The organism is Nocardiopsis sp. FIRDI 009 (assembly GCF_003386285.1).
GTDB lineage: Bacteria > Actinomycetota > Actinomycetes > Streptosporangiales > Streptosporangiaceae > Nocardiopsis.
Window position 1 is genome coordinate 39,427 of sequence record NZ_QPNC01000028.1, and the last position, 24,815, is coordinate 64,241.

The 24,815-nt window shown below is 68.5% G+C and carries 12 protein-coding genes; 4 read left to right on the forward strand and 8 right to left on the reverse strand.

Annotated elements, in window-relative coordinates:
* Position 1 precedes the first annotated feature (1 nt).
* The 5 genes from pglZ to DVR05_RS21980 all read right to left on the reverse strand — a co-directional run bounded on the left by pglZ (position 2) and on the right by DVR05_RS21980 (position 12,095).
* Positions 2–2,935: a BREX-2 system phosphatase PglZ gene (gene pglZ / locus DVR05_RS21960; RefSeq protein ID WP_116247801.1), complete on the reverse strand. Its 2,934-nt coding sequence runs from the start codon at positions 2,933–2,935 to the stop codon at positions 2–4.
* Positions 2,932–6,735, reverse strand: coding sequence for a phage resistance protein (locus DVR05_RS21965; RefSeq protein WP_116247802.1), 3,804 nt, complete (start codon positions 6,733–6,735; stop codon positions 2,932–2,934). Before DVR05_RS21965 ends, pglZ begins: the two co-directional genes overlap by 4 nt.
* Before the next feature lie 420 nt (positions 6,736–7,155).
* Complete coding sequence (gene pglX / locus DVR05_RS21970; RefSeq protein WP_232832260.1) at positions 7,156–10,875, reverse strand: BREX-2 system adenine-specific DNA-methyltransferase PglX; 3,720 nt, start codon at positions 10,873–10,875, stop codon at positions 7,156–7,158.
* 172 nt (positions 10,876–11,047) lie between these two features.
* Complete coding sequence (locus DVR05_RS21975; RefSeq protein WP_116247804.1) at positions 11,048–11,386, reverse strand: hypothetical protein; 339 nt, start codon at positions 11,384–11,386, stop codon at positions 11,048–11,050.
* A gap of 145 nt (positions 11,387–11,531) precedes the next feature.
* Complete coding sequence (locus DVR05_RS21980; RefSeq protein ID WP_116247805.1) at positions 11,532–12,095, reverse strand: ATP-binding protein; 564 nt, start codon at positions 12,093–12,095, stop codon at positions 11,532–11,534.
* 234 nt (positions 12,096–12,329) lie between these two features.
* Here DVR05_RS21980 and DVR05_RS21985 point away from each other — a divergent pair, with 234 nt between their 5' ends.
* The 3 genes from DVR05_RS21985 (at position 12,330) to DVR05_RS21995 (ending at position 13,948) form a co-directional block, all read left to right on the forward strand.
* Entirely contained in the window at positions 12,330–13,190 is an 861-nt protein-coding gene (locus tag DVR05_RS21985; RefSeq protein WP_116247806.1) for a helix-turn-helix transcriptional regulator, read from the forward strand.
* Positions 13,191–13,193: 3 nt separating this feature from the next.
* Positions 13,194–13,433 carry a DUF397 domain-containing protein gene (locus DVR05_RS21990; RefSeq protein WP_116247807.1) on the forward strand — a complete coding sequence of 80 codons (240 nt, stop codon included), beginning with the start codon at positions 13,194–13,196 and terminating at the stop codon, positions 13,431–13,433.
* A gap of 215 nt (positions 13,434–13,648) precedes the next feature.
* Complete coding sequence (locus DVR05_RS21995; protein WP_116247808.1) at positions 13,649–13,948, forward strand: NIPSNAP family protein; 300 nt, start codon at positions 13,649–13,651, stop codon at positions 13,946–13,948.
* Here the strand turns inward: DVR05_RS21995 and DVR05_RS22000 are convergent.
* A complete protein-coding gene (locus tag DVR05_RS22000) occupies positions 13,942–17,466 on the reverse strand; it encodes a WD40 repeat domain-containing protein (protein ID WP_116247809.1) in 3,525 nt (1,174 codons plus the stop codon). The two genes, DVR05_RS21995 and DVR05_RS22000, sit on opposite strands and share 7 nt — an antisense overlap.
* Before the next feature lie 562 nt (positions 17,467–18,028).
* On the opposite strand from DVR05_RS22000, the gene DVR05_RS22005 reads away from it, so the two are divergent.
* The gene (locus tag DVR05_RS22005) at positions 18,029–20,332 is read left to right on the forward strand and encodes an AAA family ATPase (protein ID WP_157982507.1); all 2,304 of its coding nucleotides are present in this window, start codon (positions 18,029–18,031) and stop codon (positions 20,330–20,332) included.
* 157 nt (positions 20,333–20,489) lie between these two features.
* On the opposite strand, the gene DVR05_RS22010 is transcribed toward DVR05_RS22005, so the two are convergent.
* Together DVR05_RS22010 and DVR05_RS22015 are read right to left on the reverse strand one after the other, a co-directional pair.
* A complete protein-coding gene (locus DVR05_RS22010; RefSeq protein WP_198659291.1) occupies positions 20,490–22,427 on the reverse strand; it encodes a UvrD-helicase domain-containing protein in 1,938 nt (645 codons plus the stop codon).
* Positions 22,424–24,739 carry an AAA family ATPase gene (locus DVR05_RS22015; protein ID WP_116247812.1) on the reverse strand — a complete coding sequence of 772 codons (2,316 nt, stop codon included), beginning with the start codon at positions 24,737–24,739 and terminating at the stop codon, positions 22,424–22,426. Before DVR05_RS22015 ends, DVR05_RS22010 begins: the two co-directional genes overlap by 4 nt.
* Positions 24,740–24,815 lie beyond the last annotated feature (76 nt).

Genomic DNA, 24,815 nt, shown 5'->3' on the forward strand with positions numbered 1-24,815 from the left:
GTCAGCTCCCTTCGGTGAGGAACTGCTGGCGGAGCAGGGAGGTGTTGAGTTCCGCGCTGCGGTCGCCGTCGGTCAGGGTCAGGACCGGGTAGGACTCGACGTTGAGGACCTTGCTGACCATCTTGAGAAAGCGCACGGCCCGGTGCGGGGCCTCGGACTTGCCCGCGGCGCGGGCGGCGGCTCCGACCGGCAGGCGGGGGTGGGTGCCGCCCGCCGCGCCGAGGGCGTCGATGACCGCGCCGATCTCCCGGGCGGACGGCGCCTTGGCCACACGCGCCAGGCTGGCCTCGAACACGGCCGTCGCGGTCACCCTGGCGCCGAGGCTGTCGGGGGCCAGCTCCGCCACCTCGATCAGGGCGGGGGTCTGGTCCGGGACGGACTTCGAGCGCGACCGTCCGCCGCCCCCGCTCTTCCGTCGACCGCCCGCCGTGTCCCGGCCCGGTGCGGACGACCCCGCACCGGATCGCACTCCCCGGGCGGGGGCGGAGCCCGTGCCGGTCTCGGTGGCGGGGGCGGTGCCCTCCAGCGGTTGGGACCACCAGGCGGGTTCGAGCTGGGCGGACGAGAGCAGGGACCATCCCTTGGGCGCCCGGTCGAGCACGGGGATGAACGCCAGGACGGGGATGACCATCTCGGCGGCGGAGAACCCGCCGTGGTAGCCCTCCTTGCGGTCGGTGTAGCGGATGTCCTCGCGGTAGGGCACCACGAGGCTGCCGTCACCGACGAGCACCCGGTCGCCGGTGGCGAGGACCTCGCCCTCCCCGGGCTCCCCGGTGCGGTACCGGGCGGACTCGCCCGCCTGGGTCTTGCGGGCCTCCCTGCGGTCCCACACGTGGCCGTGGTCGGAGGTGAGCAGGACGGGCCGTCCGACGCGGGCGGCGGCGTCGAGGAGGGAGGTGAGCGCGCCGATCTGCTCCGGCCGCCAGGTGGGGTCGTTGCCCTCCCGGCCCTTGGCCAGGGCGTCGTCGATGGTGTTGAGCACGACCCCGACCACGGTGCCGGTGTCCTCCAGGTGTGCCTGAACCCGTGTGGGCAGGTGCTGTCCGGCCCCGGCCTCCAGGTCGCGCTGGTGGTAGAGCACGGCGTCGCGGCGGCCGAAGGCCGGGCTCGCCCACAGGTCGCGGAACCCCTTGCGTTCGGTGTCCTGTTTTCCGGTGGTGAGGGTGCCGGTGAGCAGCGAGGCCCGGGAGCAGGTGGTCGTGGAGGGGACCGTGGCCAGGGCGCCCGCCCGGGCCGGATCGCCGTCCGCGTTCTGGCGGCCGATCTCGACGAGACGGCCGCGCGCGTTGACGTGTTCGGCGAGCTGGACGGCCACCTCGACGCTCATCCCGTCCAGGACGATGACCAGGGGCGCGTTCCCGGTGGCCAGGGGACGGGCGAAGTGGTCGAGCAGGTTCTCCGCGCGCGGCTGGTCGTCGGTGGGCGCGTGTCCGCTGTTCCACCGGTTGACGACGGTGGCGAACTCGGCGTCGACGAGGGCCCGCCAGGCGCGGACCCGGTGGTAGAGGGTGGCCAGGGCCTGGTCGAGGACGGGCACCTCGGTGTGGTGGTGCCAGACGACGGACGCGGCCCGGTCCACCCATCCGGTGTCGCGCACGTGGGTGTGGACCCACTCCCGGGTGGTGGTGGGCGCGGACGCGCCCAGGGGGTGCGCGGCGGTGCCGGTGGCCAGGCGGCGCAGGAGGCGGACCGCGTTGACGGCGACCCGACCGGAGCTGCTGTCGGGGTCGTGGCGGCGGTGTTCGGACAGCCTGCTCAGCGCCTCCTCCACCTCGCGCAGGTCCTGCGGAAGCGGCAGGGACTCGCTGACGGGCGCGTCGCCGTCGCCGAGGGCGACCCCGATGGCACGGCCCAGGTCGGCCATGCGACTGTGCAGTCCGGCGTCGAGCAGTCCGCTGGTCTCGGCGACGGAGGCGGCGTCGAGCTGGTGGAGGAGTTCCTCGGCCCGGCGGATGGTCTCGTCGGCGTGGACTGGGTCGGGCAGGTCGAGTTGGCGTAGGAGCGCCGCGATGCACGCCTTGCCGAACTCGTCCAGGTCCCGCGGGGTGGGTTGGCTCAGTCCGAAGTAGCGTTCCTGGGCCCGGATGAGGGCGTTGTGGGCGACCCTGCCGCGCTGCTCCTCGCCGAACTGGTCGTCGCGTGCGGCCCGGGCCAGCTCGCCCAGGGCCAGCCCGATGGGGATGGCGTCCAGGGCGTGGCCGCGGTCCAGGAGGGTGAACAGCACCCGGGGGACGGCTCCCAGGGCCTCCACCACGGCGGCGCGCAGCTCGTCGCGTTCGTCCTCGCCCAGGCGGGTGAACGCGGCGACGGCGTGGGGGTCGCGGGTCCACTCCAGGAGGGCGGCGCTGTCGACCTGTTCGCCGGGTTCGCGGCCGAAGCGCACGGACACCGCGATGGACAGGGCCTGTTCGAGTTTGAGCACGCCGGTGCCCAGGCGTAGCTGTCGGGTGGCGCGGATGCCGCGCAGGGTGTGGGCGAGCCAGCTCCACCGGCCCGAGTACAGGCGCGGGTCGATCCCGGTGACCTTGAGGTCGGTGGCGAGCAGTTCCCAGTCGTTGAGACGGGTGACGTCCTCGCCGAGGAACCTGCCCAGTAGTGCCTCGCCGAAGTCGGCGGGGTCGATCGGGGTGAGCACGACGAGGTAGTCGACGTCCTCGCCGAGCAGGCTGAGTTCGCGCACGATGGCCAGGACGCTGTCCGCACCCGCGACGCGCACGGTCAGGTCCGTGTCACCGTAGCGTACGGCGAGGGTGTCGGGGCCCTCCCAGTGCGGGTCGGCGGACAGCGCGAGGGCGCGGGCCGCGGAGGGCCGGTGGCCCTTGTCGACCCGGCGCTGTTCGGCCTCCAGGGCGCGCTGGAGGGCGCTGGTGACGGCCTCCTCGTTGACCCGTCCGAGCGCGGTGGGGGCGGGGTCGGCGCCTCGGGTGGCGGTCACTCGGCCTCCCGGATGGTGATCTGGATCGGCCTGTCCTCGGGGATGCCGAGGTCGCGGCGGAGCTTGGCGACGGTGGCGGCCACGTCGTCGTGGGAGTCGACCCGTACCCAGGAGGTGGTGTCCTGCGGTTGGGGCCCCGGACCGGTGCCGGTTCCGTTACCCGTGTTCTCGGGTGTCCTGGTCCCGCCGCCCGAGCCCGCATCCGGATTGGGGGCAGGGGTCTTGCGCACGAGCAGGGCGACGGCCTCGCTGTTGGCGGCGCTGAGCGCGGTGGCCAGACGCTTGCTGCTCTCGTTGTGGCGCGCGGTCTCCTGGAGCCGGGCGAGGATTCCGGCGGCCTGGTCGGACTGTCCACCGCCTTCGCGGGCCAGGGGTTCGAGGGCCTCCAGCAGCTCCCACTGGGCGGCGTCCAGAGCACTGGCCAGGTTTCCGGCGCCGGTCACGGCCATCTTGTACACACCGGCCTCATCGGGCAGGTCGGCCTGGCCGAGGGCGGTGACGAGCGCGGTGTCGTCCGCCAGCCCGACCAGGCGGCCGAGGAGATCGTCGCACGCGCGGGCGGTGCGCAGGCGGGGCGCGTCGTCGTCCAGTCCGAGCACCTGGGCGTGCCGGGTGAGCTGTCCCACCAGGTGTTCGGTGCCCGACTGCAGGCGGCGGGCCTGTTCCTTGAGCTGTTCGGCCAGCCGCTGCACGGCCCGGGCGCTGCGCAGGGGTTGGCGGGTGAGCCCGAAGATCCGTTCGGCGCGTTCGTTGGCCCGTTCGAAGTCCTCCTCGGAGGGCAGTTCCTGGCGGCGCAGCACGATGTCGCCGGCGAGCTGGCCGAAGGTGGCGCCGGTGTAGCGCTTGCCGCCCCGGATCCAGGCGCGGTCGCTCTGGACGGCGTAGACCTGCACGATGAGGTCGACGATGTCCTCGGGCAGGCCCTGACCGTCCTCGCGGGAGCGGATCCACTCCTTGAGCTTGCCGACGTTGACGTCGGTGGTGGTGGCCTGGTCGATGCTGGCGTACCGGTCGATCCTGCGCACCCAGTCGTCGCGGAGCACGAACACCTCGGTGACGGTGGCGATGTGCAGGGGGTCGGCGATGCGCCGCAGCACGGGCAGGTCGGTCTTGGGCGGCTCGTACCGGTTGAGCCTGTCGGCCTTGGCGGCCTCGACGGCGGCGAGCACGGTGCTGAGCTCGCTGCGGCGGACCGCGGCCCTGCCCGTGGGGCTGGACAGGTCCGGGTGCTCCGGGTACAGGTGGTCCAGCAGTTTGAAGGTGACGCGCTCCAGCGCGGCCGGGAACTGACTGCCCGCCTCCAGCGGGATGGACAGCGACGACGGCAGCGGCTCGATGTGCGGATCGGCGGGGGCGCCGTAGTCGCCGCTGTCGGGGGCGGCCTCGACGAGCCCGTAGGCGCCGCGCAGCAGGGAGCGGATCTGGTTGGTGAGCTGGTTGCGCTGGTTGTCGAGCTGGGCGCGGGCCTCTCGGCGGTCGTCGCTGCTCCAGTCGGGCGCCTTCTCCTCCACGATGTCGGGCTGGAGCAGGTACTCCATCATGAGGATGCGGCGGGCGTCCTCGATCCGGTTCGGGGACAGGAAGGTGGGCAGCCACACCAGCCCGGCGACGGGTTCGGTGAACTCCTGACGCAGCGCCTCCACCCGGCGCCGGTCCTCGGTGGGGTTGTGGTCGCCCTCGTCGAAGGGGTAGTCGATGACCACCCGCACGGCGTTGGCCGCCATCGGCTGGAAGTCCTCGCGGTCCATGTCCTCGGGCGAGCGCACGTTGCCGAAGACGATCTCGACCGTGCGCTGGGTGCCGCGCCACACGACGGTGGTGCGTCCGGCGCCCTCGTCCAGTCCCAGTTCCTCCCAGAGCAGGCGCTTGAACAGGTGGCGCAGGGCGTGGTCGTTGGCGGCCGTGTAGGCGCTGCGCATGAGGGACTCGGTGTCCACGCGCAGCAGGTTGAGCGAGACGGTGGGGTTGGTGGACTGGGCGCCGACACGCACCTCGCCGAACTGGGCGGCCATGTCCTTGAAGAACTGGGTGACGGCGGCGACGTCCTGGCCGGTGCGGCGGGCCTTGACGATGCCCTGGTTGAGGGCGATGGCGCGCCCGGCGGTCAGGTCCTTCAGGGCGGGCACGTTGGGGGTGAGCGCGCTCAGCAGCAGGGTCTTGACGAGCAGGTCGTCGCGGCGGAACGGGGAGCGCACGTCCAGCCCGGCCGTGTCGGCCTCGGTGAGCCGGTGCTTGTCCAGCAGCCAGGGGCGCACCCGGTTGCGATAGAAGGCGCTGATCTTGGTGTACTCGGCGCTGAGCTGGTCCTTGAAGGGGCGGGACTCGCCCTCGATGAGGACGTCGAAGACCGCGCCGAGCGGCACCATCTGCCCCACCGGCAGGGTGGAGCGGTGGTTGACCAGTAGTTGCAGCAGGAGCTTGAGCGCGCTCCGCTGGCGCTGCAGCGCCCCGGACAGGTCCACCATGACGTGCAGCAGGGCGGGGCTGAACGGGTAGAGGTTGCGGAAGTCCTCCCAGGTGCTGGTGTCGGCGCCGCCGTCGCTGTCCAGGAGGGTGTCGCGCACCTCGGCGCGGGTGTTGCGCATCCGCTCGAAGGCGGCGTCGATCTCGGCCGCCGCAGCGTCGTCGCGCGGCTTGATGAGGCGGTGGCGCACCACCTCGGTGAGGTTGGCGTCGGCGAGCTTGATGTGGCCGAAGCGGCCGTCCCAGTAGCTGATGGTCTGGGAGATGCCCTCGGTGCCGCCGCCGAGGCCGACCAGGTCGCGCAGGTCGCGCTGGCGGGGCACGAGGCTGATGATGGGCGCGGGCCGGTGGCTGTGCGAGGACTCGACGAGCTTGGCGATCTTCTGGATCTCGCTGTTGATGCGCGCCTCGTCGCCGATGAAGGCGGTGAAGCGCAGGATCAGCTCGTCCAGGAGCAGGACGACGGCGTCGCAGCCCAGGTGCTCCTTGGCGTGGCGGCTGATGACCGACAGGCCCTCGTCGATGCTGAGGTAGGCGTCCCCGGAGTCGCCGACGCTGGCGGCGTAGCGCTTGAACGGCCCGCCGAGCAGGGCGCTGACCAGTTCCTCGCGCAGGGTGCGCTCGGCGGGGTCGGCGCTCTCGGGGTGGGCGGCGAACGCCCGGTCGAGGGTGTCGGCGGTCCAGGCGGCGGGGCCGCCGAAGGCTCCCCACACGTCGGCGCCGCCGCTGCCCTGGCCGTCGCCGGAGCCGGACTCGCGGGCGGGGAGCTGGTCGATGAAGGCGTCGTCCCCGAGGCGGGAGCGCAGTTCACGGGCGTCGGCCAGCAGCCCGTCGGCGCGGTAGACGGCCGGGACGGGGGCGTCGGGGTGGTCGGCGCGGACCTGGCGCACGTATCCGCCGAGGATGTTGGCCTCGATGGACACGGTCTCCTCAACCAGGTGGGCCTTGACCTCGATGAACTTCTTGTCGGCCAGCCAGGTGTCGTGCTTGGCGAGGATGTCGGCCAGGCCGGGCTTGCTGCGGGCGTCGGGGTGGTGGTCGAGGATCGCGGAGAGCACGGCGAGGAAGTGGCTCTTACCGGCGCCGAAGGAGCCGTGCAGGTAGGCGGCCTGGGACTTGCCGTCGGCGACGGAGGAGCGGATGGTCTCCAGCGCCTGGTCGAAGCACTCGGCGAGCTGCGGGGTGACCACGTACTCGGCGATGGCCTGGGCCTGGCGGGTGGTGGTGCTCTCGGTGAGCTTGACGACCAGATCGCCGTCCTGGACGGCCTCGGGGATGTCGATCAGGTCGCTGATGACGCGGCCGTTGCCGCCCGGGCCGGAGGGAGGGGTCGTCATCGCCAGGGTGCGCCTTTCTGCCATCGGGTCGGGTCAGGGATCGGGGTGCGGTGAGCGGGAACGCCAGTGGAGGAGGCCGCGTGATCGGACCCCGGGATGCCCTGTGCGGTGGGGACATCGGGGTGGTTGTGGTACGCGGTCCCCTTGTGTTCTATCAGGGGTTTCCAGCCTATGCCCTGGCTGTGGGGGTTCCACACCGACGAAGGTCCCAGGTCGGACACGCACGGGGCGGCTGGGGTGTGGTTCCGGTAACGGGGAACGCCCATGTCACGCGGATGGTGTGCGGTGCTGGCGCGGTGTCGGTGGATCGGTGGGGCGTCCCCGGGGGCCGTTCGGGGTGCCCGGCGGACGGTGGCCGAGTGTGGCCGGATGCGGCCCCGGGCCGGAGCGGTTGTCCGGCCCGGGGTGAGGTAGTGGAGGTCAGGACTTCCTGCGCCGACCCCGGGTGGGGGCCGGGGGCCGCCAGCCGGTCATCTCCGAGTCGGTGATGCCGGTGGTGTTGCGCAGGTCGGTCAGGTCCTCCCGGACGTGGTCGGCGGGGGTGTCGCCGTACTCGTCGGTCTCGGTGTGCCACTGCTCGACCCAGGGCAGCAGTTCGAGGAGTCCGGCCATGAGGGGCACCATCCTGTCGCGGGTGTCCTCGTCGTTGCCCCAGCCGAGTTCGTCGCGGCGTTCGTGGGCGAGGGTGGCCAGGGCGTCGGCCTGCTGGGCGTGGTCCCACCCGGCCCAGCCGAGCAGGAGGGTGGGATCGGTGTCGGTCTCGGCACCCGGGTAGGAGATGAACCGCTCCTTGGGGACGTCGAGCTTGCCCCGGTTGGACCAGTACTCGTTCCGTCGGAAGTCCGAGGACTTGTACTTGGGCGGGACGGGGATGTCGAGGCGCTTCTCCTCCTCACCCTCGGCGAGGTCGGCGTTGAGCTTGTCCTCCTGGCGCTGGAGGTCCCACACGTGTTCCCAGTCGGCGCGCTTGCGCATGCCGGATTCCTTGTAGCGCAGGGCCGCGAGGTAGGGCACGTGCTCGGTCCTGGTGATCTCCTCGATGACCTGTCCGAAGTCCTTGTCGGAGTCGTAGAGCGCGGCGACCTCGGCGGCCTCGGGGAACAGGTCGCGGACCCGGTTGGCCAGGGCCCGGACGGAGAGCGGGCGGGTGCGCTCGTCGCCGTAGTCGTCGGTGGTGAACCAGAGGCGGCGGTCCTCGCACTTGTCGAGCAGCCAGGACTTGAGGGCGGCCTTCTGCTTCTTCTCCCAGGGCTCGGACTGCCAGCGGCGCTTGTACTCGGGGCGTTCGAGGAGGTTGATGTTCTTGTCGGACTCGATGAGTTCGATCCGCTTGGCGACGACCTGCTTGTAGGCGTCAGGCCAGTGCGAGGGGATTTCGGTGATGGGCGTGGAGCCGTGCCGGTTGAACCACTCGGTGGAGGCTTCGCCCGCGGCCATCTTGCGCGCGAGCACGATCTCGAAGGCCCGCTCCCCCAGGTTGATCTTGGGGACGTCGGCGGTGTCGGGGATCGTCAGCTCGGCGAGTTGGGCGTCGGAGATGAGGTCGTAGCGGTGGTAGACGTCCCAGTCGAGTTCCTCCTGGAGAGCGATCATCCGCTGACGGGTGGCGACGTACTCGGCGTGGGATTCCTTGAGGAGTTCTGCGGTCGGGGTGGCCGACTCCACGACTGCGGAAGGTTCGAGAGAGGAGAGCTTCTGCGCGAGAGCGTCAAGCTCCTTGGAGCGGACCAGGGGAAGCTTCTGGGGAAGCGGGAAGTCCTTGAGCTTGGTCCCGGTGAACTCGTAGAACCTCTCCCACTCTTGAGACTTAAATCCCTCATTTACACCTTGCGATCCCTTGTCATGGGACACTTGCTTGAGCCAGAAGCACGCCGCCGATGAGTTCAGCACCCCCAGCAACTCTAGGTGCTGATCCTCCGTAGCTCCCTCCGGCAGCTTGATCACCGGGGCCGAACGATTGAAGACCTTCCCACCCCGGTCAAGCACAAAGTGGTTATGCGTAGCCACGAAAGCAAAGGGAATCGAAAGGCGGGACCTATACCTCTTCGGAAAGAACATGCTGTGATCCCACCAGCGAAGCCCCCGACCCTCAGGGGTCTCCCCAAAGTCGATCCGCCTGCACAACACCCCACGATTCCGCCAATAAAATTTCTCTTCACCAAAAGAGGCATCGCGAGGAAATCCGTTTTCATCGTAGGGAAACATCGTTGCAATCGGATGCGAGATCAGATAGTCTCGAACGCCATCCCCCAAAACAACCGGGACACTATAAGGAGAAAGTCCTCTGGTGTTCATCCCTGAAGCCGGACCATAGAACGCGTCGTCCAACCCGGTATGGGTGGTCCGACCAATCGCATCGAGGTGATCTGCAAGGAGCCCTGGACTCGACTCTATAGATTCCATGAGACCCCCAGCCCCACCTCCAGTGAGATTCCACGGGTAATCCTTGAATGCATCCCAAGGAAGGTCTCCGACACTCACCCAGTCGGACTCAGATTCCCCAGTAATCCTAAGCTGCTCCTCAATCGCCGACCACACAAGGCCATCAGCAGGAATCTCAGGCTGCTCGGGTTCACCACGGATCCCAAGAACGGCACGCACCGTTCCCGAATGCGGAGGCATCATGTTTCGACCAATAAGAATCACCGTTGGCGTCCCATGACCCGGAATATAAGCTCCGGATGTGTCAATCACCTGAGTCAAGCGTACCCTGTTGCGAAAGAATTCCTCAATCAGCTTCTTCCCAAACTCGCGCTTCATGAAAGAGTTCGCAGTGATCTGACCGACAAAGCCAGCGCCGATCTTGTCACCACCCGCGCGTTTGGCCAAATTGAAGAAACGCTCTGCAAACGGCACAGAGAGCGCATAGGTACCAGAACACGTAGAATAACGACCTCGGTAGTTCTGGTTCTCCTGCTTGTCTTTAACCGTGATGTAGGGCGGGTTTCCCACTACAACGTGGTAACTCACCGCACTCAGGAGACCGAACTCCTGACCGTACTCCGCCACGTCCTCGGTCGAATAGCGGTGAACAGTGCTCTCGCTAAACAGATCTTCCTGACGTTGAGGCGCACCACGACCGTGAATCAGGGAGTCACCTGTGGCCACAACGATGGGCCACTCGGGGTTACTCGCGCTCAGGGTGGTGATGCCACCTTCCTTCATCGCGGCGATGAGGAGACGGAACCGCGCGATCGCCACCGCGTACGGGTTCTTGTCGACCCCATGAACGCTGCGCAGGCTGCGATTGATCAGCTCCCAGTCAGACGTACCAGGTTCGGCCTCGCGCCACTTGTTGAGCAAGCGGTGAAAGGCACCCAGCAGGAAGTGCCCTGACCCACAGGTCGGGTCGATCAGACGGAAGCCCTTGTTGTCTTCCTGGTAGATCCGGTTGCCGTCGAGTCCGAACTCCTCGATCGCGGGTTCCAGCGTGTAGTCGAGGATGAACTCCTCAACGAACTCCGGTGTCTGGAGGAGCGCGTAGGTCTTCCGCGTCGCTTCGGACAGGTCCTGGTACAGGTCACCGAGGAAGCGGGTGTTCCACTCGGGATCAGTGAAGTCGTGGACGAGGTGGCCGTCCTCCCCCACCTCACGCCAGAACTCTATGAGCGCCCTCGCCGCCTGGTGAGATGGCGTGATCGACCACATCGGGTTGTGCTTCTTGTCGAACAGCCCGGCCATCACCGAGGACACGCTCATCTGCTCGAAAGCGTGCTCCAACCAGTCCCGGTCGGTGCGCTCGGGAGCATCCGGGTTCTCGCTCCGGCCTTGGAGGACCCAGGCTTCCTTCAACTCCTGGGCGACGCTGTACCGGTCGCGTTCGTCCTTCGGCCCCGTGATGAAGGGCTGCTCCAAGAGCCCGTTGTCCTCGCAGAAGCGGAGGAACACCGTGGATAGCACCCATGCCACCGCAGCCTGGGTGATCTGCCCTTCACGCCACTCACCCTCGGTGGTCTCGGTCCGCTCGGCGTCTCGGGCTCGCTGGTACTCGCGCTTCAGGTAGGCGTCGAAGGTCTCCGGTTGCCCGTTCGGACCGGTGCCCTTGATCGCGGTGGGATCCTCGCCGCGCTCCCGAAGGTCCGTCTCCAGCAGACGCACCTGCTTCTGCAAGTCCTTCAGTAGCTGCGCATGATCGACCACGAGGGCTCCAAACACGACGAGAGGGACAGGGTCCCTTCATTGTCCCGCCTGGAGAGTGCTGCTCGCACCTCGATTCCTCAACCCCGACCGCCGGTCCGCGCGCCGATCCGCGGCGAAAGGCACCGGGTGGCGGTCACATTCGAACATGGCCACCACCCGGTGTGACATCCGCTCAGGCCCCGACCTGCACGGGTCCGACCAGGAGCAGGAGGGCTCCGAGGTTCGGAGCCTCGGTGAGTCCGTCCGGCCTGGCTACCCAGTAGGACTGCGTGGACTCGCCGAACCACACGACCAGGTGGGGATAGCGCGCCTGAACGGAGGCCGCGCGTAGGTGTTCGCGGGCGAACTCGGCCCGGTGACCGCCGAGCCGGGGAAGGCGCTCGGCACGGCGTTCACGGCAGGACCGGTGAACGCAGGAGGGACAGAAGGGTCCCAGCAACGGCTGGGGGCGGGGGACGGGACGGCAGAGCTGGTCGCTGGGAGGTCGGGGCGCGGGGATAGGATGCGTCATCGATCCTGCTTTCTTACCTTGGCCGGTTTGGAATCTGGGATTGGTGGGCCCGGGACGAGCGCTGCAACGCTCTCCTGGGCCCGTGTCAGTTAGGCGACACTGAGTTCGGTGGCGCTGACTGACCTGCCGAGGAGCGCAAGCCCTCCTACGGCACGTCCTTCCAGCGGCTACCGGTGAGGTCGTAGGCGAGGAAGAACCACACCTGCCGGTGACTGGTGACGCCGTTGTCTCCCCAGTCGGTGGCCAGGGCGTCGACGAGCGCCAGTCCGCGTCCGGATTCGGCGTCGAAGCTGAGCCCGTCAGGGTCAGCGGTCAGGTGGTGGTCGTCCGTCTTCCCACGAGTGGGGGCGCGCCTGGCCCCCTGGTCGCGGCAGGTGAGGTGGAGGCCGTCACGGCGACGGACACACCGCAGGGTGTAGAACCCGAACCGCTCCCCCGACTTCGAGTGGTTCAGCGCGTTGTTCGCCAACTCCGACCCGAGCAGGGTGAACACATAGCGGTAGTCCTCGTCCCGCTCGGCGGCGCAGGCGTTGAGGAAGGCGCGGACCAGAGGCATGTACTGGGGCGAGGAGCCGAAGTCGTAGCGGCGGGTGCGGTAGTGGGGGCGACCAGACCGGTGGTTGAAGTAGTGGCGGCAGCGGGGCGGGACGAGCTCGCTGAGGGAGACGGTGATCTCCGGCAGCACGGGCATGGGGGCAGTTGCGGGCATGACGAACAGACTCCTTGCGTGCGTGGAGCGGACGGGGGTTCGGTGTGCCCGCAGGATCAACCTTCGCGTTTCCCGAACACCGGGAAGGGGCACTGCGTAGCCTGACCAGCACGAACGAGGTTGACGCTCAGTGAGACGCCGATCACTGACTACGCACACCATCATCACTTGCGCATCCACTACTGTCAACGAGAAAAAGTGGTTTCCACAAAAAATCTCAGCTAGGCTCACCCCATGCCAACGCCATATAGCCCAAGCATCCGGCGACGTCGACTCTCCTCAGAGCTTCGACGCCTTCGCGTCGAGTCCGGCCTGACCCTCACTGAAGCCGCAAAACAGGCCGGGTTGGGGAGGTCCAACCTCGGGAAGATGGAGCAGGCCGAGTCCAAGACCGTCCCAGCGGCAGCCCTGGACAAACTGCTGGATCTCTACAAGGTCCACGACTCCCAGGTACGCGAAGCCATGCACGCGCTCGCGCGAGATGCCAAGCAGCGCGGTTGGTGGTCCAAGTACAAAGGGCTCTTCGACGATGACCGTGCGCTGCCCGACTTCGAAGCGGAAGCCTCAACGGTCCGAACCTTCGCGGCTCTGTGCGTCCCAGGCCTACTGCAGACACCCGAGTACGCTCACGCGCTGTTCGAGGGCGGGCGTTACACCTCTCTCCCCGCGATCGAACGACGGGTCGCGTTCCGGATGGCGCGCAGGGAGATCTTGACACGCGTACGGCCTGCTCACTTCCGAGCGATACTCGATGAGGCTGCCCTGCGCCGTCTCATTGGCGGTCCTGATGTCATGTACGCACAGCTCATGCACCTGCTGCACATGGCTGAGATGCCGCACATCGATGTCCAGGTCATCCCGTTCCGAGCAGGCTCACACGCTGGCCTCACGGCCCCGTTCACGATCCTGGACTTTCCAGATCCTCGTGATAGTTCCATCGTCTACGTTGGGACTATTGCCGGATCTGTCTTCTTCGAGCAAGAAGACGAAGTTGAGCGCTATAACGTGAACTACGGCGACCTGCAAGGGTCCGCACTGAGCACGAAGCAGTCCGCCGCTCTGATCCAGGAGGCTGCGGACTCACTGAGAGAGTGACCATTGACTTACTTGAAGTTCCGAAAGAGCAGCTACAGCGGCCACGACCAGGATTGTGTGGAAGTCGCGCACATCCCCACGGGCTTCCGAAAGAGCAGCTACAGCGGGCAGGATCAAGACTGTGTCGAGGTCGCTGACCTCCCCTGCGGTGCTGCCGTCCGAGACTCGAAGAACCCCTCCCACGACCACCTGCCCTTCCCCAGCGTCGAGTGGGACGCCTTCCTCTCCGCAGCCCGGTCCTAGACGACCACCGGGCACACGAACAGCCGGGGCTCCCCCGCCCCGGCCGTCGTCATGCCCACACCCCTGCGGCAGGGTGGCCGGATACCTGGACAGACCAGCCACCAACCCAGGCACCTCATCCGCCATACTCTTCGCGTTCCCACCCGCCCTCACGTCCGTGACCTGAACACTGAGGACGACCGCTCCCGCACCGACCACCCCGGAAAGGCAGAACCGTGCCCGCCACCACCCAGGTACGCACCTACACCGTCCGCGAGGGCCTGCTCGACGAGTGGGTCCAGCGCTGGAAGGAGGAGATCGTCCCCCTGCGGCTGAAGTTCGGCTTCTCCCTCGGCGGTGCCTGGATCGACCGAGAACGCCGCCACTTCATCTGGGAGATCTCCTACGACGGCCCCGAGACGTTCACCGAGCGCAACCGCCGGTACTGGGACTCCCCCGAACGCGAGGCCATGGACCTGGATCCGAAGGACTACCTGGTCTCCACCGACGTCCGCGAGGTCACCCGGGTCTACTGACCCCGGCCCTCGTCCTCACCGACCGCGAGCAGGTGCGCGCGACGCTCCTCCCGGGTCAGCGCCCGGAAGGTGCGCCGGCGCGCCACACGCGTCAACTCCGCCAAAGGCATGTCCGTGTCCCACACCCGCACGGTGCCGTCCGCGGACCCCGAGGCGACCATTCGGGACCCGCCACTCCACACGACGCTGAGGACACGGTCGCGGTGGACACCGACCGTCAGCGGTTCACCCTCGCCCTGGGCGTCCCACACACGGACGGTGCGGTCGTGGGACGCGGTGACCAGACGGGCGCCATCGGGCGACCAGGCCACCGCGGGCACCCGACCGTCGTGTCCGGTGAGGACCCGTTCGGTCTGCCCCGAGGCCAGGTTCCACACCCGAACCGTCCAGTCGGCCGAGGAGGTGGCCAGGCGCGTCCCGTCCGGGGACCAGGCGACGGAGTCCACCCAGTTCTCGTGTCCGGTGAGCACGACGTGCTCGCGACCGGTGGTCAGGTCCCACACGCGGGCGGTGCGGTCGTCGGAGCAGGAGGCGATCATCCGCCCGTCGGGCGACCAGGCCAGGCCCACCACCCAGTCCTGGTGGCCGCGCAACGCGGTCAGCAGGGAGCCGTCGCGTGCGTCCCACACACGGATGCTCCGGTCCTGGGCGCCGGTGGCGACGCGCTCTCCGTCGGGCGACCAGGACACCGACTCCACGATGGCGCCCTCATGGCCCAGTTCCATCGGGGCCCGCCCCGGCTCCAGGCTCCACAGCAGGGCGCACCGGTCGGTGCCGCCCGAGACGAGCGCAGTGCCGTCCGGGGACAGGGCGGCGTCGCGCACCGCACCGGTGTGGCCGCGCAGGCACACGGGTTCCTGACCACCCTCCTCCCACACGCGGACGGTTCCGTCCTCACCCGCCGCGGCGACGGTGCCGTCTCGGGCCGCCACGGCGTTGACCGCCGCGCCCTGCGCGCCGTGGACCGTGTGCTCCACGGTGCGGGGCTCCATCTCCCACAGTCGCGCGGTGCCGTCCTCCGACCCCGTGGCCAGGCGAGTGCCGTCGGGTGACCAGTCCACGCCCCAGACGGAGTCGGTGTGGCCGCGCAGGACGACCCGCTCCTCGGCGTCGGCGGCGGCGAAGACCCGGGCGGTGCGGTCGGCCGAGGCCGTGGCCAGCAGGCGGCCGTCAGGTGACCACTCCACGTTCCACACGCGGTCGCGGTGGCCTCTCAGCAGGAGGCTCTGCTCGCCCGTGGCCGCGTCCCACACCCGGACGGTGTGGTCGCCCGAGGCCGTGGCGATCCGGGTCCCGTCGGGATGCCAGGACACCCCCTCGACGAAGTCGCGGTGGCCCGTGAGCCTGACAGCCTCGCGTGCGTCGCCGACGTCCCAGACGATGACGGTCCGGTCGTGGGAGGCGGTGGCCAGGCGGGTGCCGTCGGGCGACCAGCGGATGCCCAGGACGTTATCGTCGTGCCCGGTCAACCGGGTGCTCAGACGGCCGGTGTCGGCCTCCCAGATCCGGACGACGCGGTCGCGTGAGGCCGCGGCGACGTAGCGCCCGTCGGGGCTCCAGGAGACGCCGCGCACCACGTCGGTGGCGTCGGTGAGGCGCAGGAGGGTCTCCCCGGAGTCGGCGTCCCACACCCGCACCGTGTGGTCCCGGGAGGCGGTGGCCAGCCGCCGCGAGTCGGGGGACCAGGACACCATCTCCACCATGCCCATGTGGCCGCGCAGCTCCCGGACCAGACCTCCGTGGGCGTCCCACAGGCGGGCGGTACCGTCCCGGGAGGCGGTGGCGATCCGGGCTCCGTCGGGTGACCAGGCGAGGTTGCGCACGGTGTCGGTGTGACCGGTGAGGACCGCCGAGCAGTGGCTGTGGGCGAGCGCGGACAGCAGGGCGCCGCGGACGACGGGGACGGGCTCGCACTCCTCCAGGGCGGCCAGGGTGAGCAGGACTGCCAGTTCGGGATGCTCCTCGACCCCGGCCAGGACGTACTCGGCGATCGAGAGCGACACTCGGCGCAGGAACCCGTGGTCGCGACGGCGCGAGGCGTCGACGAAGGCGGTGAGCGCGGGGGTGTCCTGGTCGTTCTCGCGCAGGGCGTCCAACCAGCGTTCCGCGGTGGTCAGTCGGGCTCCGGTGAGCAGGTAGTCGGCGTGGCGGCCCGAACTCTCCCAGTCGCCCGCCCAGCGCTCCAGTTCGGCGCGCTGGCGCAGGCGTTCGGTGTGCGCCTCCACCTGTTGGCGCAGCGGCGCCCACTGACGGAAGAGCGCCTCGTGGGCGACCTGCGCGACGGGGCCGCCGTCGTGGACGTCGCTGACCAGAAGGCGGGCGTCGACGAAGGCGTCGACGATGTGGCGGTCGCGTGGGTCGAGTTCGGCCAGGGGCACCCGACGGCGGGTGGCGTCGCCGCTGGTGACGGTGACGAAGCGCAGCAGGACCCGGAGGACGCGGTCGAGGTCGGCCTCGGTGCGCAGCTCGGCGGTGACCTGGTCGGCGTGGCGTGCGAGCGCTCCCTCCACGCCGCCGAGGGCCCGGTAGTCGGCCTCGGTGGCGATCCCGCGAGCGCCGGCGCGGATGTAGAGCTCTTGGAGGAGGTAGGCCAGCAGCGGGAGGGCGTCGCCGCTTCCGGTGTCGAGGGCGATGCGCTCGACCAGACCGTCCTCGAAGCGGAAACCGGCTGCCTCGGCGGGGCGTTCGATGATCTCGACGAGGTCCTGGCGGCTCAGCGCGCCGAGAGCGAGGGGGTTGGTGAACAGTTCGGCGGTCTGGCCGCCCAGCAGGTCGCCGAGGAACTCCACGCGCAGGGTGGCCACCACCCTCAGGTGACGGTCGCCGTGCAGGGCGTCGTGCAGCGCGGTGAGGAAGAGGTCCCGGTCACGGTCGCCGCTGAGGGTGACCAGTTCCTCCAGTTGGTCGACGACCAGGACGGTCCGCCGGGGTCCTCCGGTCTCGCGGCGGATCCCCCGCAGCAGGGTGAGGAGTTCACCGCTGTCACGGCGGATGCGGCGCGCGTAGGCGTCGGCCTGCGCCTGGTCGGAGGCCAGGGCCCGGGCCAGGGCGCCGACGGGATCGGCTCCGGGCACCATGACGGGCAGGACGTTCCAGCGCTGCCCTCGCAGCCGGGGGAGGATCCCGGCCTGGACAAGGGAGGACTTGCCGCTGCCGGAGGCGCCGATGACGGCCAGGAAGCGTTCGTGGGGTTCGGCGCCGACGCCGTGGAGGCGGCGCATGGCCTCGGTGGTCTGGGCGGCCCGGCCGAAGAAGACGGCGGCCTCGTCCTCCTGGAAGGAGGCGAGACCCGGGTAGGGAGAGCGCCCCGGTTGCCAGGCGAACTCGGGAGGCGGCGGGTGCTCCAGACGGTAGACGGCGAAGTGGCCGACGAGCAGGACCACCAGGATGAGGACCAGGCCCGGGACGGCGGCCTGTTCCATCACCCGCAGGGGCAGGGGTGTCGCGCGGCCGTCGGTGGCGAAGTTGGTGACCACCCCCAGCAGGCCCGCGGCCAGCACCAGGAGCAGTTGCAGCATCAGTGCGAGTCGTTGGCGTCGCCGCACGTCGTCTCCGAGGGGTCGCGTGTTCCCGAGTTCATGGGGGCGTCCGCGCCCCGGGTGAGCCTACGCAGAGGGGTGGTGGGGGTAAAGCCGATGTCCCCTTCCGGCCATCCGCAATCCCCTGTCCCGTCGGGGTTCCCGCGGTGGCGGCGGGCCGTGGGGAGTGTTCCGGGCGGTGCGACCGCTCGAGGAGCGGACCGAGCCGCTCGGCCGGTCCCCGCGACCGGCGGCGAGACCCGATGGCCATGCCCCGCGGGGCTCGTCAACCCTTCCGTGCCCTCTCCAGCTCGCCCCCGGCGTGTGGACCTACCTCGCTCCGCATGTCCTCTTTCGAATGCTTGATGCTTTCTTTTCGCTCTGGCGTGGTTTATCGCGCAATGCACTGTTTTCAAGGTCGCGTCCGTCGATATCGCCCTCCGGTATCCACGGAGTCGAACGAAGATCGCGTGAACTGGGAAGAATGCCCCACATCACGAGTGCCGCCCTGTCATCCTGGATTCTCCTGTTCCCACTCTTCACGCGGTTTCGAGGACCCCCGTTGATCAAGCGCGTCACCCGTGTCAAGGACTTCCGCTGCTTCCAGGGATGGAGGCAGCACGACAACGCCGTCGACTTCGAGAAGCTCAACCTGATCTACGCCCCCAACGGCACCGGGAAGAGCACCTTCGCCGAACTGATCAGCGGCGTCCCGGACGATCCCACGTGGTCCCACGGTATGAAGGTCAGAGTCCGGACCGGTGACTCCCCGGACTCCACGGAGACGGTCGAGGGTCCTGGGCACTGGATCTGGGACGACGTCCGCCTCTTCGGCTCCGAGTACGTGCGGCGCAACCTTCGCTTCGACGCCCTCGAGGCAGAGGGCGGCGCCGACGCCGATGCGCTGCTCTACCTGGGGCGGCCCACCATCGAACAGCAGGAGCGCAGGGACACCGCGCAGGCCGAGCGCGAACGGGCCAGCGCCGAACTGAGGGACCTGCGCAAGAAGCGCACGTCGGTCGAGCGCAAGCGGGACCGTCTGTGCACCGAACTGGGGAGCAGGGCCCACCGCGAACTCGGGCCCGTGAGCGGCCGCTTCAACCGGGGCTTCAACAGGAACCACGTGAAGCGGGCCCTGCAGGCTCCGCTCACTCCTCAGAAGGAGCTCGACGCCGCGCGCGACCGTGACCGGAGCCTCATCGCCGGGTCCGCCCCCGAACCGATTCCCCCGGTCAACGCCCGCGGCCTCGCGCTCGGCGCACTGGAGGGACGGGTCGTGGCCCTACTGGCCCGCACCGTGGCCTCCGAGGCCCTGGACGCACTGGTCGGTCGTCCCGAACACGAGGCGTGGGTGCGCGAGGGCGGCAGGCTGCACGCCGACCGCGACACCTGTCTGTTCTGCGAGGGGCAGATCACCGACGGCCGCAGGGCACGGTTGGCACGCCACTTCGACGAGGGCTACACCCGCCTCCTGGCCGAACTCGACGACGCCGTCGCACAGACGCGCCTCCTGCGCTCCCAGGCCGAACGCTTCTTCTCCGCGCTCCCGCACCGCACACAGTTCTTCGAGGACATGCGCGAGGACTACGACGAGACGTACAAGAAGGTCGAGAGCGCGGTCACGGCCTTCCAGAACGGGCTGGACCGCGTCGTGGAGGTCCTGGAGCGCAAGAGGGGCGAGATGTTCGCCCTGCTCGAGCTGCCCTCGGACATCGCGCCGGTGGCGGTCGACACCGCCGGGCTGGGCCGGATGATCGACGACCACAACGCCCGCACGGACTCACTGGCCGACGAACGCGCGCGGGCCGCCGACCGCGAGTTCGAACGCATGCTGCACGACGTCGCGACCCCGATCCGGGACCACGACCGCGAGGCATCGGAGCTGACGCGGCGGATTCGGGAGCAGGAGCGCACGCTGGACGAGTGCCAGGAGGTGCTGCGCGAGATCCCCCGGCTCGGACACGATCCCGAGTACTTCCTCACCGAACTCAACAGGGACATCTCCTCCCTGCTGCGGCGATCGGACCTGCGATTCGTCCACGACGACGGCCGCTACCGGGTGCTGCGCCACGACCGCCCCGCCCGCCACCTCAGCGAGGGCGAACGGACCGCGATCGCCCTGATCTACTTCCTCACCAGCCTGGCGGGCGGGGGCCGGAGCCTGGAGAAGACCATCGTCATCGTCGACGACCCGGTCTCCAGCCTGGACGACCACCTGATGTTCGGCGTCTACTCGATGCTGATCGCCAAACTGGACCCGGACGCAGGATTGTGCCGACAGCTCTTCGTCCTCACGCACAACACCGTCTTCCTGCGCCACTGGAGCAGGGACCTCAAGCGCAAGGACAGCCCCACGACGCTGCACATGATGAAGTCGGTCGGGGAGGGCGCGGATCGCGCACCGGTGCTCGTTCCGCTGGACGCCAAGCGCGGCAGGGACTCGGTCATCCTGGAGACCGAGTACCTCCTGCTCTTCCACAGCGTGACGCACAACCTGCTGGACGCGATCGACGGCACGTCGTTGGACGCCGACCTACGCCTGGCGACCTCGGTTCCCAACGACGCGCGCAAGATGCTGGAACACTTCCTCCAGTTCCGGGTACCGGAGAAGGGCGGAAACCTGACCGAGGCCGTCGAAGAGCTGCTCCCGGGAAAGCGCGACCTCGCCGGGGAACTGACCCGATTCCTGCACAGCAACTCGCACCGGACCCCTGACGCCGTCGGCAAACCGATCCTGGACGCCGCCGCGACGCACGTCCTGAAGGGGGTGTTCACCCTGATCCGCGACACCGATCCCAAACACTTCGAGGGCATGTGCACGCGGCTGGGCATCGCCGACCGGAAGCACCGGCTGACGTTGGCCTGACCGCCGCGACGCCGGGGAGCGCTTGAGGGCGCAAGCTATACCGCGCCGACTGACCGGCTCCCCGCCCAGGACCGCTGGACCGTAGACCACCGCACGTGCGTCCGGGACACGCCACGGGATGTGGCCCGGGCTCCCGCCGTCGACGGGAGCCCGGGCGTCACACCTGATGTGTCACCAGGTCCTCGATCCCGTGGATGCTACCCGCTGGGAAGGGGCCGTCGGACTCGCGGAGCCGTCGGAGCGCGGTGTCCGGATCCTTGGTGAACAGCACCACGGCCAGGGACCGGGTCGCACGAGAACAGGCGACGTAGAAGAGCTTGCGTGTGCGTTCCTGGGTGTCTTCCTTGTCCTGTTCCAGGTTCTGGCGGTCGGACTTGCTCGACTCCCTCAGCCCGAGGAGCTTCTCATAGGAGTACTTGTTCCAGTTGCTGCGGTCGTCCTCCAGCAGCACCAGGACCCGCTCGAACTCGGCTCCTTTGACCCCGTGCTGGGTTCCGTAGGGCGAACGGCCCCTGAGGTAGTCGTGGTAGGCGCGGAGCTGGCCCGCCGGACAGGCCAGGTACGAGCGCATCACGTTCGCCAGACTCTTCTGCCTCTCCCGTTTGCTCTCCTCCGGCAGGTGCGCGGTCTCCTCCTCGGGTTCGGGCCCCTCCTCCTCCAGGGCCCGTTCGGGCAGGGAGAAGCCACCGTTGTCGGGGAGATGGGGTTTCATCCGACGGTCCCGCCGGATGATGCCTGACCGGACGGCGTGGCACAGCACCTCGGCGACGGGCTTCTCACTTGTGCGGGCGAGGAGTTCGACCAGCGTGTCCGTGTCCGCCTTCAGCTCCGACAGAACCTGCACCGGAGCCTCACCTTCGGTGAAGTCGCGAAGTCGGGGGGAGAACCCCCTGAGCATGGCCAGTGCGTTGACGCCGTGGCCTGCCTCAACCGCCTCGACCAGGGGGATGAGCCGGTCCAGTACGGGTGTCAGGCTCCAGTGCGCGCCCTCCGTGTAATCGTCCTTGAGCCTTCCTCCGGACTTTCCTTTCGCCTGACGGAACGCACGGTCCAGGTCCCCGAAACCCAGCCGAAGAGCGGCCAAGCGGTGCTCCAGAACGAGGATCTTGAGGTGCTCCCCCTCCCTCCCCCGGCTCCACCACACGTCTCCCTGTCGCACGGCGAGGCGGTCGCGCACCTGATCCAGTTGGGTGTCGTCCTCCCGTTGGTAGGGCAGCACGAACAGATCCGCGTACCCCGGGTGGCTCTGACGCACCTCATCCCCACCCAGTACCTGCTGCAGGTCCCCGTCATGAGGCGACTGGCTCCGGATGCGGTTGATGACGTTGAGGACCTGCTCCGGACAGCGCCAGTTCTGTCGCTTGCGGATCACCGCCCAGGTGCCGTCACCCGTGACGAGTCCGGTCCCCTGCAGGTAGATCCGCTGCATGGGATCGCCGAAGAACCCGACGCAGAACCTTCCCCGTTCTCTGTTCTCGACGCTCCGCAGAGCCTCGACGACGCGGGAATCGGTGTCCTGGCTCTCGTCCACCAGGACGTAGGGGAATGATTGGGCGACGATCGTGGCCAGGCGTTCGTGGCGCATGATCATCTCCGGGACCATGCGCAGGACCTCGTGGTGGCCCAGGGCGCCCGTGCCGTAATTCCTCGCCGCCTGGTAGGTGAAACGCAGCGAGGGGTCGTCCACCCGCTTCAGTTCCTCGACGTACTTGGCCGCATCGTCGGCACCACGCTCGTCGATGACACGGGTGATGTCCTCCCGCACCCAGGTCCGGATCATCCCCTGGAACGGTTGCGCCAACCGCCACAGGAAGCTGTGGATCGTGGAAACGTGGAAGAGCGGGTCGGCGTCGACCCTGCGTGTGATCTCCTCGACCGCCGCGTTGGTGTAGGTGATGCAGGCGACCTGGCGCCGCTGCCCGAGGAGCGCGGCTCCCTCCTGTCGGCCGATGTGGCGCAGCGCCCTGACGAGGGAGGTCGTCTTGCCCGAGCCGGCCCCGGCGATCACCACGAAGCCCCGCTTGACCGGGTCCTGGAGGATCGCGCGGATCTGCTCGTCCGCGTCGACGCCATCGTGCCCGAGCGCCGTGCTCACAGCTCCACCTCCCCGTCGAGCTCGTCGTTCAGCCAGGACAGCCCGTCGTTGATGTACTGCGGGTTCTTCCACCGTTCGTCCGCGTACAGCTCGAAGAAGTGCAGGGCGAGATTGGTCTTTCCCGCCGGGGGCTTGCGGACGAAGCCGTGAACCTTCTCCAGCAGTTCCTCAACGGGCTCCCCCTCCGGGGGACGGAATCCGATCTCCTGGCCGTGCGTGCGAATCCATGGGAGGTTCTCCAGGATCATGGCCTCCTCGAAGGTCCGCCCGGCCGCGATGTGCGTTCGCCCCTCCCACACGAACTTCTGCCTGGTCTGGTAGGCGACACGCGCACGTGAGAGGACCATGCCCTCGCGGTGCTCGACTTTCTTGTCAGTCTCAGGCAGCTCCAGGAGAGCATCGATGTCCGCCACGCCCGGCAGCCAGCCGGCGAGCGTGGGATTCGCTGTCACGGCTCCGTCGGCCTCGGCCCGGCACGCCTTCTTACGGGTGCGACCGTCCGTGCAGGCGTTATCGGTGACACTGTCCAGATCGGTGATCACCAGGGCGGGCAACCCCAGGAACTCCACAAGCGGTTTGAAGCGGTGAGCGTGGGACCCGCCGACCTCCAGGAGGGGGATGTGCGAACTGGCGACATGGTGTAGGCCGCTGGGATGGTTGGCGACCATCAGGGGAAGCAGGACGCGTTCGGCGTCGCCCTCCACGAGGATGACCGCGTCGGCGAAGAACAGGTGGCAGTTGGTCAGGGTGAGGAACCTGCGAAGGAATCGGGTGTCGTCGGACTGCAGCCGGGACAGGTCCCTGACCTCGCAGATCGGCACACCGTCGATGTTGGCCCGGCGGAAGTACCGGATCGGGTCGAAGGTCGTGTCGTGGATGATGTGTGGGGAGTGCGTGGTCACCATGAGCTGCGTGTGGAATCCGGTCTCGCCCTCCTCCTCGACGAATTCGCGCACGATCCTGAGGAACGCCTGCTGGAGCTGGGGATGCATGTGCGCCTCGGGTTCCTCGATGACCACCAGGTGGACCAGCGGCCGTCGCCCGGTGCTTGAGACCCACCTGCGGTGCATCTCGTGGATCTCCAACAGCATGAAGAGGAAGTTCTTGTAGCCCAATCCGTTGTGCCGCTCGGGAAGCTGCCGGGTTTCGTCGTGCTCGCCCGCCGTGAACTGGTAGTAGACCCATGCGCTTTCGGCGAGGAGCGTCTGGTCGCTCTGTCGGCTACGGACGCTCAGCCGGGGATTGCGCACGCCAGGCCCCGCGACCCCGTGCAGTCGCTCGAAGGTGGGTGCGAACTTGTCGGCGAGATAGGACTGCACCCGAGCTTCGGAGAACTTGACCGCCTGGTGTGCGGCGTGGTCGACCTCGTTCGACCGGGAGTGGTCGAGCATCCTGCGCACGTGCCGGGACAGGTCGCGGCCCTTGGCGTTCTGGTCGTCGGACAGGAAGCGCTGCGCGTCGACCATGTCGACGTGGATGAGGCCGTCGACGAACTCCTGCGCGGCGGCCGGTGAGTCGCATACGCACCCGATGACATCCGATTCCGCGCACTCGGCCCCCTCCCGGTCGAAGGAAGCCGGATCGATCACGTGATACCGGAACGCATAGGACGAACCCAACTCCCGATCCAGGTACTCGCGCAGGTCCTCCGGCCAGGGCTCGTAGCCCCCCTTTTCCCCGGGTGCAAGGTCCTGCTTCGCCCGCCTCGCCTTCGCGCGGCTCTCCGCGAACCTCGGTACCAGTTCCGGACGCGGCGCGAACTCCAATCGCAGTGCCACACGACCGATGTCCCGATCCAGGTCGTGGAGGCTCATCAGCTCGACGACGCGATACCAATCCTCCTTCTCCACCTCCAGCAACAGGTCGAGCCGAATCCTCGGCAGTTCGCCCACAGCCTCGTCGTCGAGCTCCGTCACCTCCTGGAAGGAACCCCAACAGCCCGAGTTGAAGTCGTAGAAGGTGAGGTCGCTCTTCCTGCGACCGAAGAAGAAGCGGAAGACGTGGGTCATGGACGTCTTGCCACTGTTGTTCGCCCCCACGAAGACCGTCGCGTCGGTGTCAAGGTCCACCCTGACCGAACGCAGCCTCCGGAAATTCTGCACACGAACAGAAGAAATACGCACACTCGCCCCAGAGAAGGAAGAACCACACCCGCAGCAGCGAAGCCCACCCAATCGCATGGGAGATGACACGGAGGACTGCGCGGGGAGACCGGCAAGAACGACGCTAGCGCCTACCTGCCAGTAGTGTTCTGATATCCGAAAATCCCGTCGACTTCCGACGTGAACGCCCGAATGCCACTGTGAAGACATTTCTTCACGAAGAGCGGCAGCCAGGAACCGACCGGCACGCGCCGGTCAGCTCCTCCTCGGACGAACGAAGTCCCGG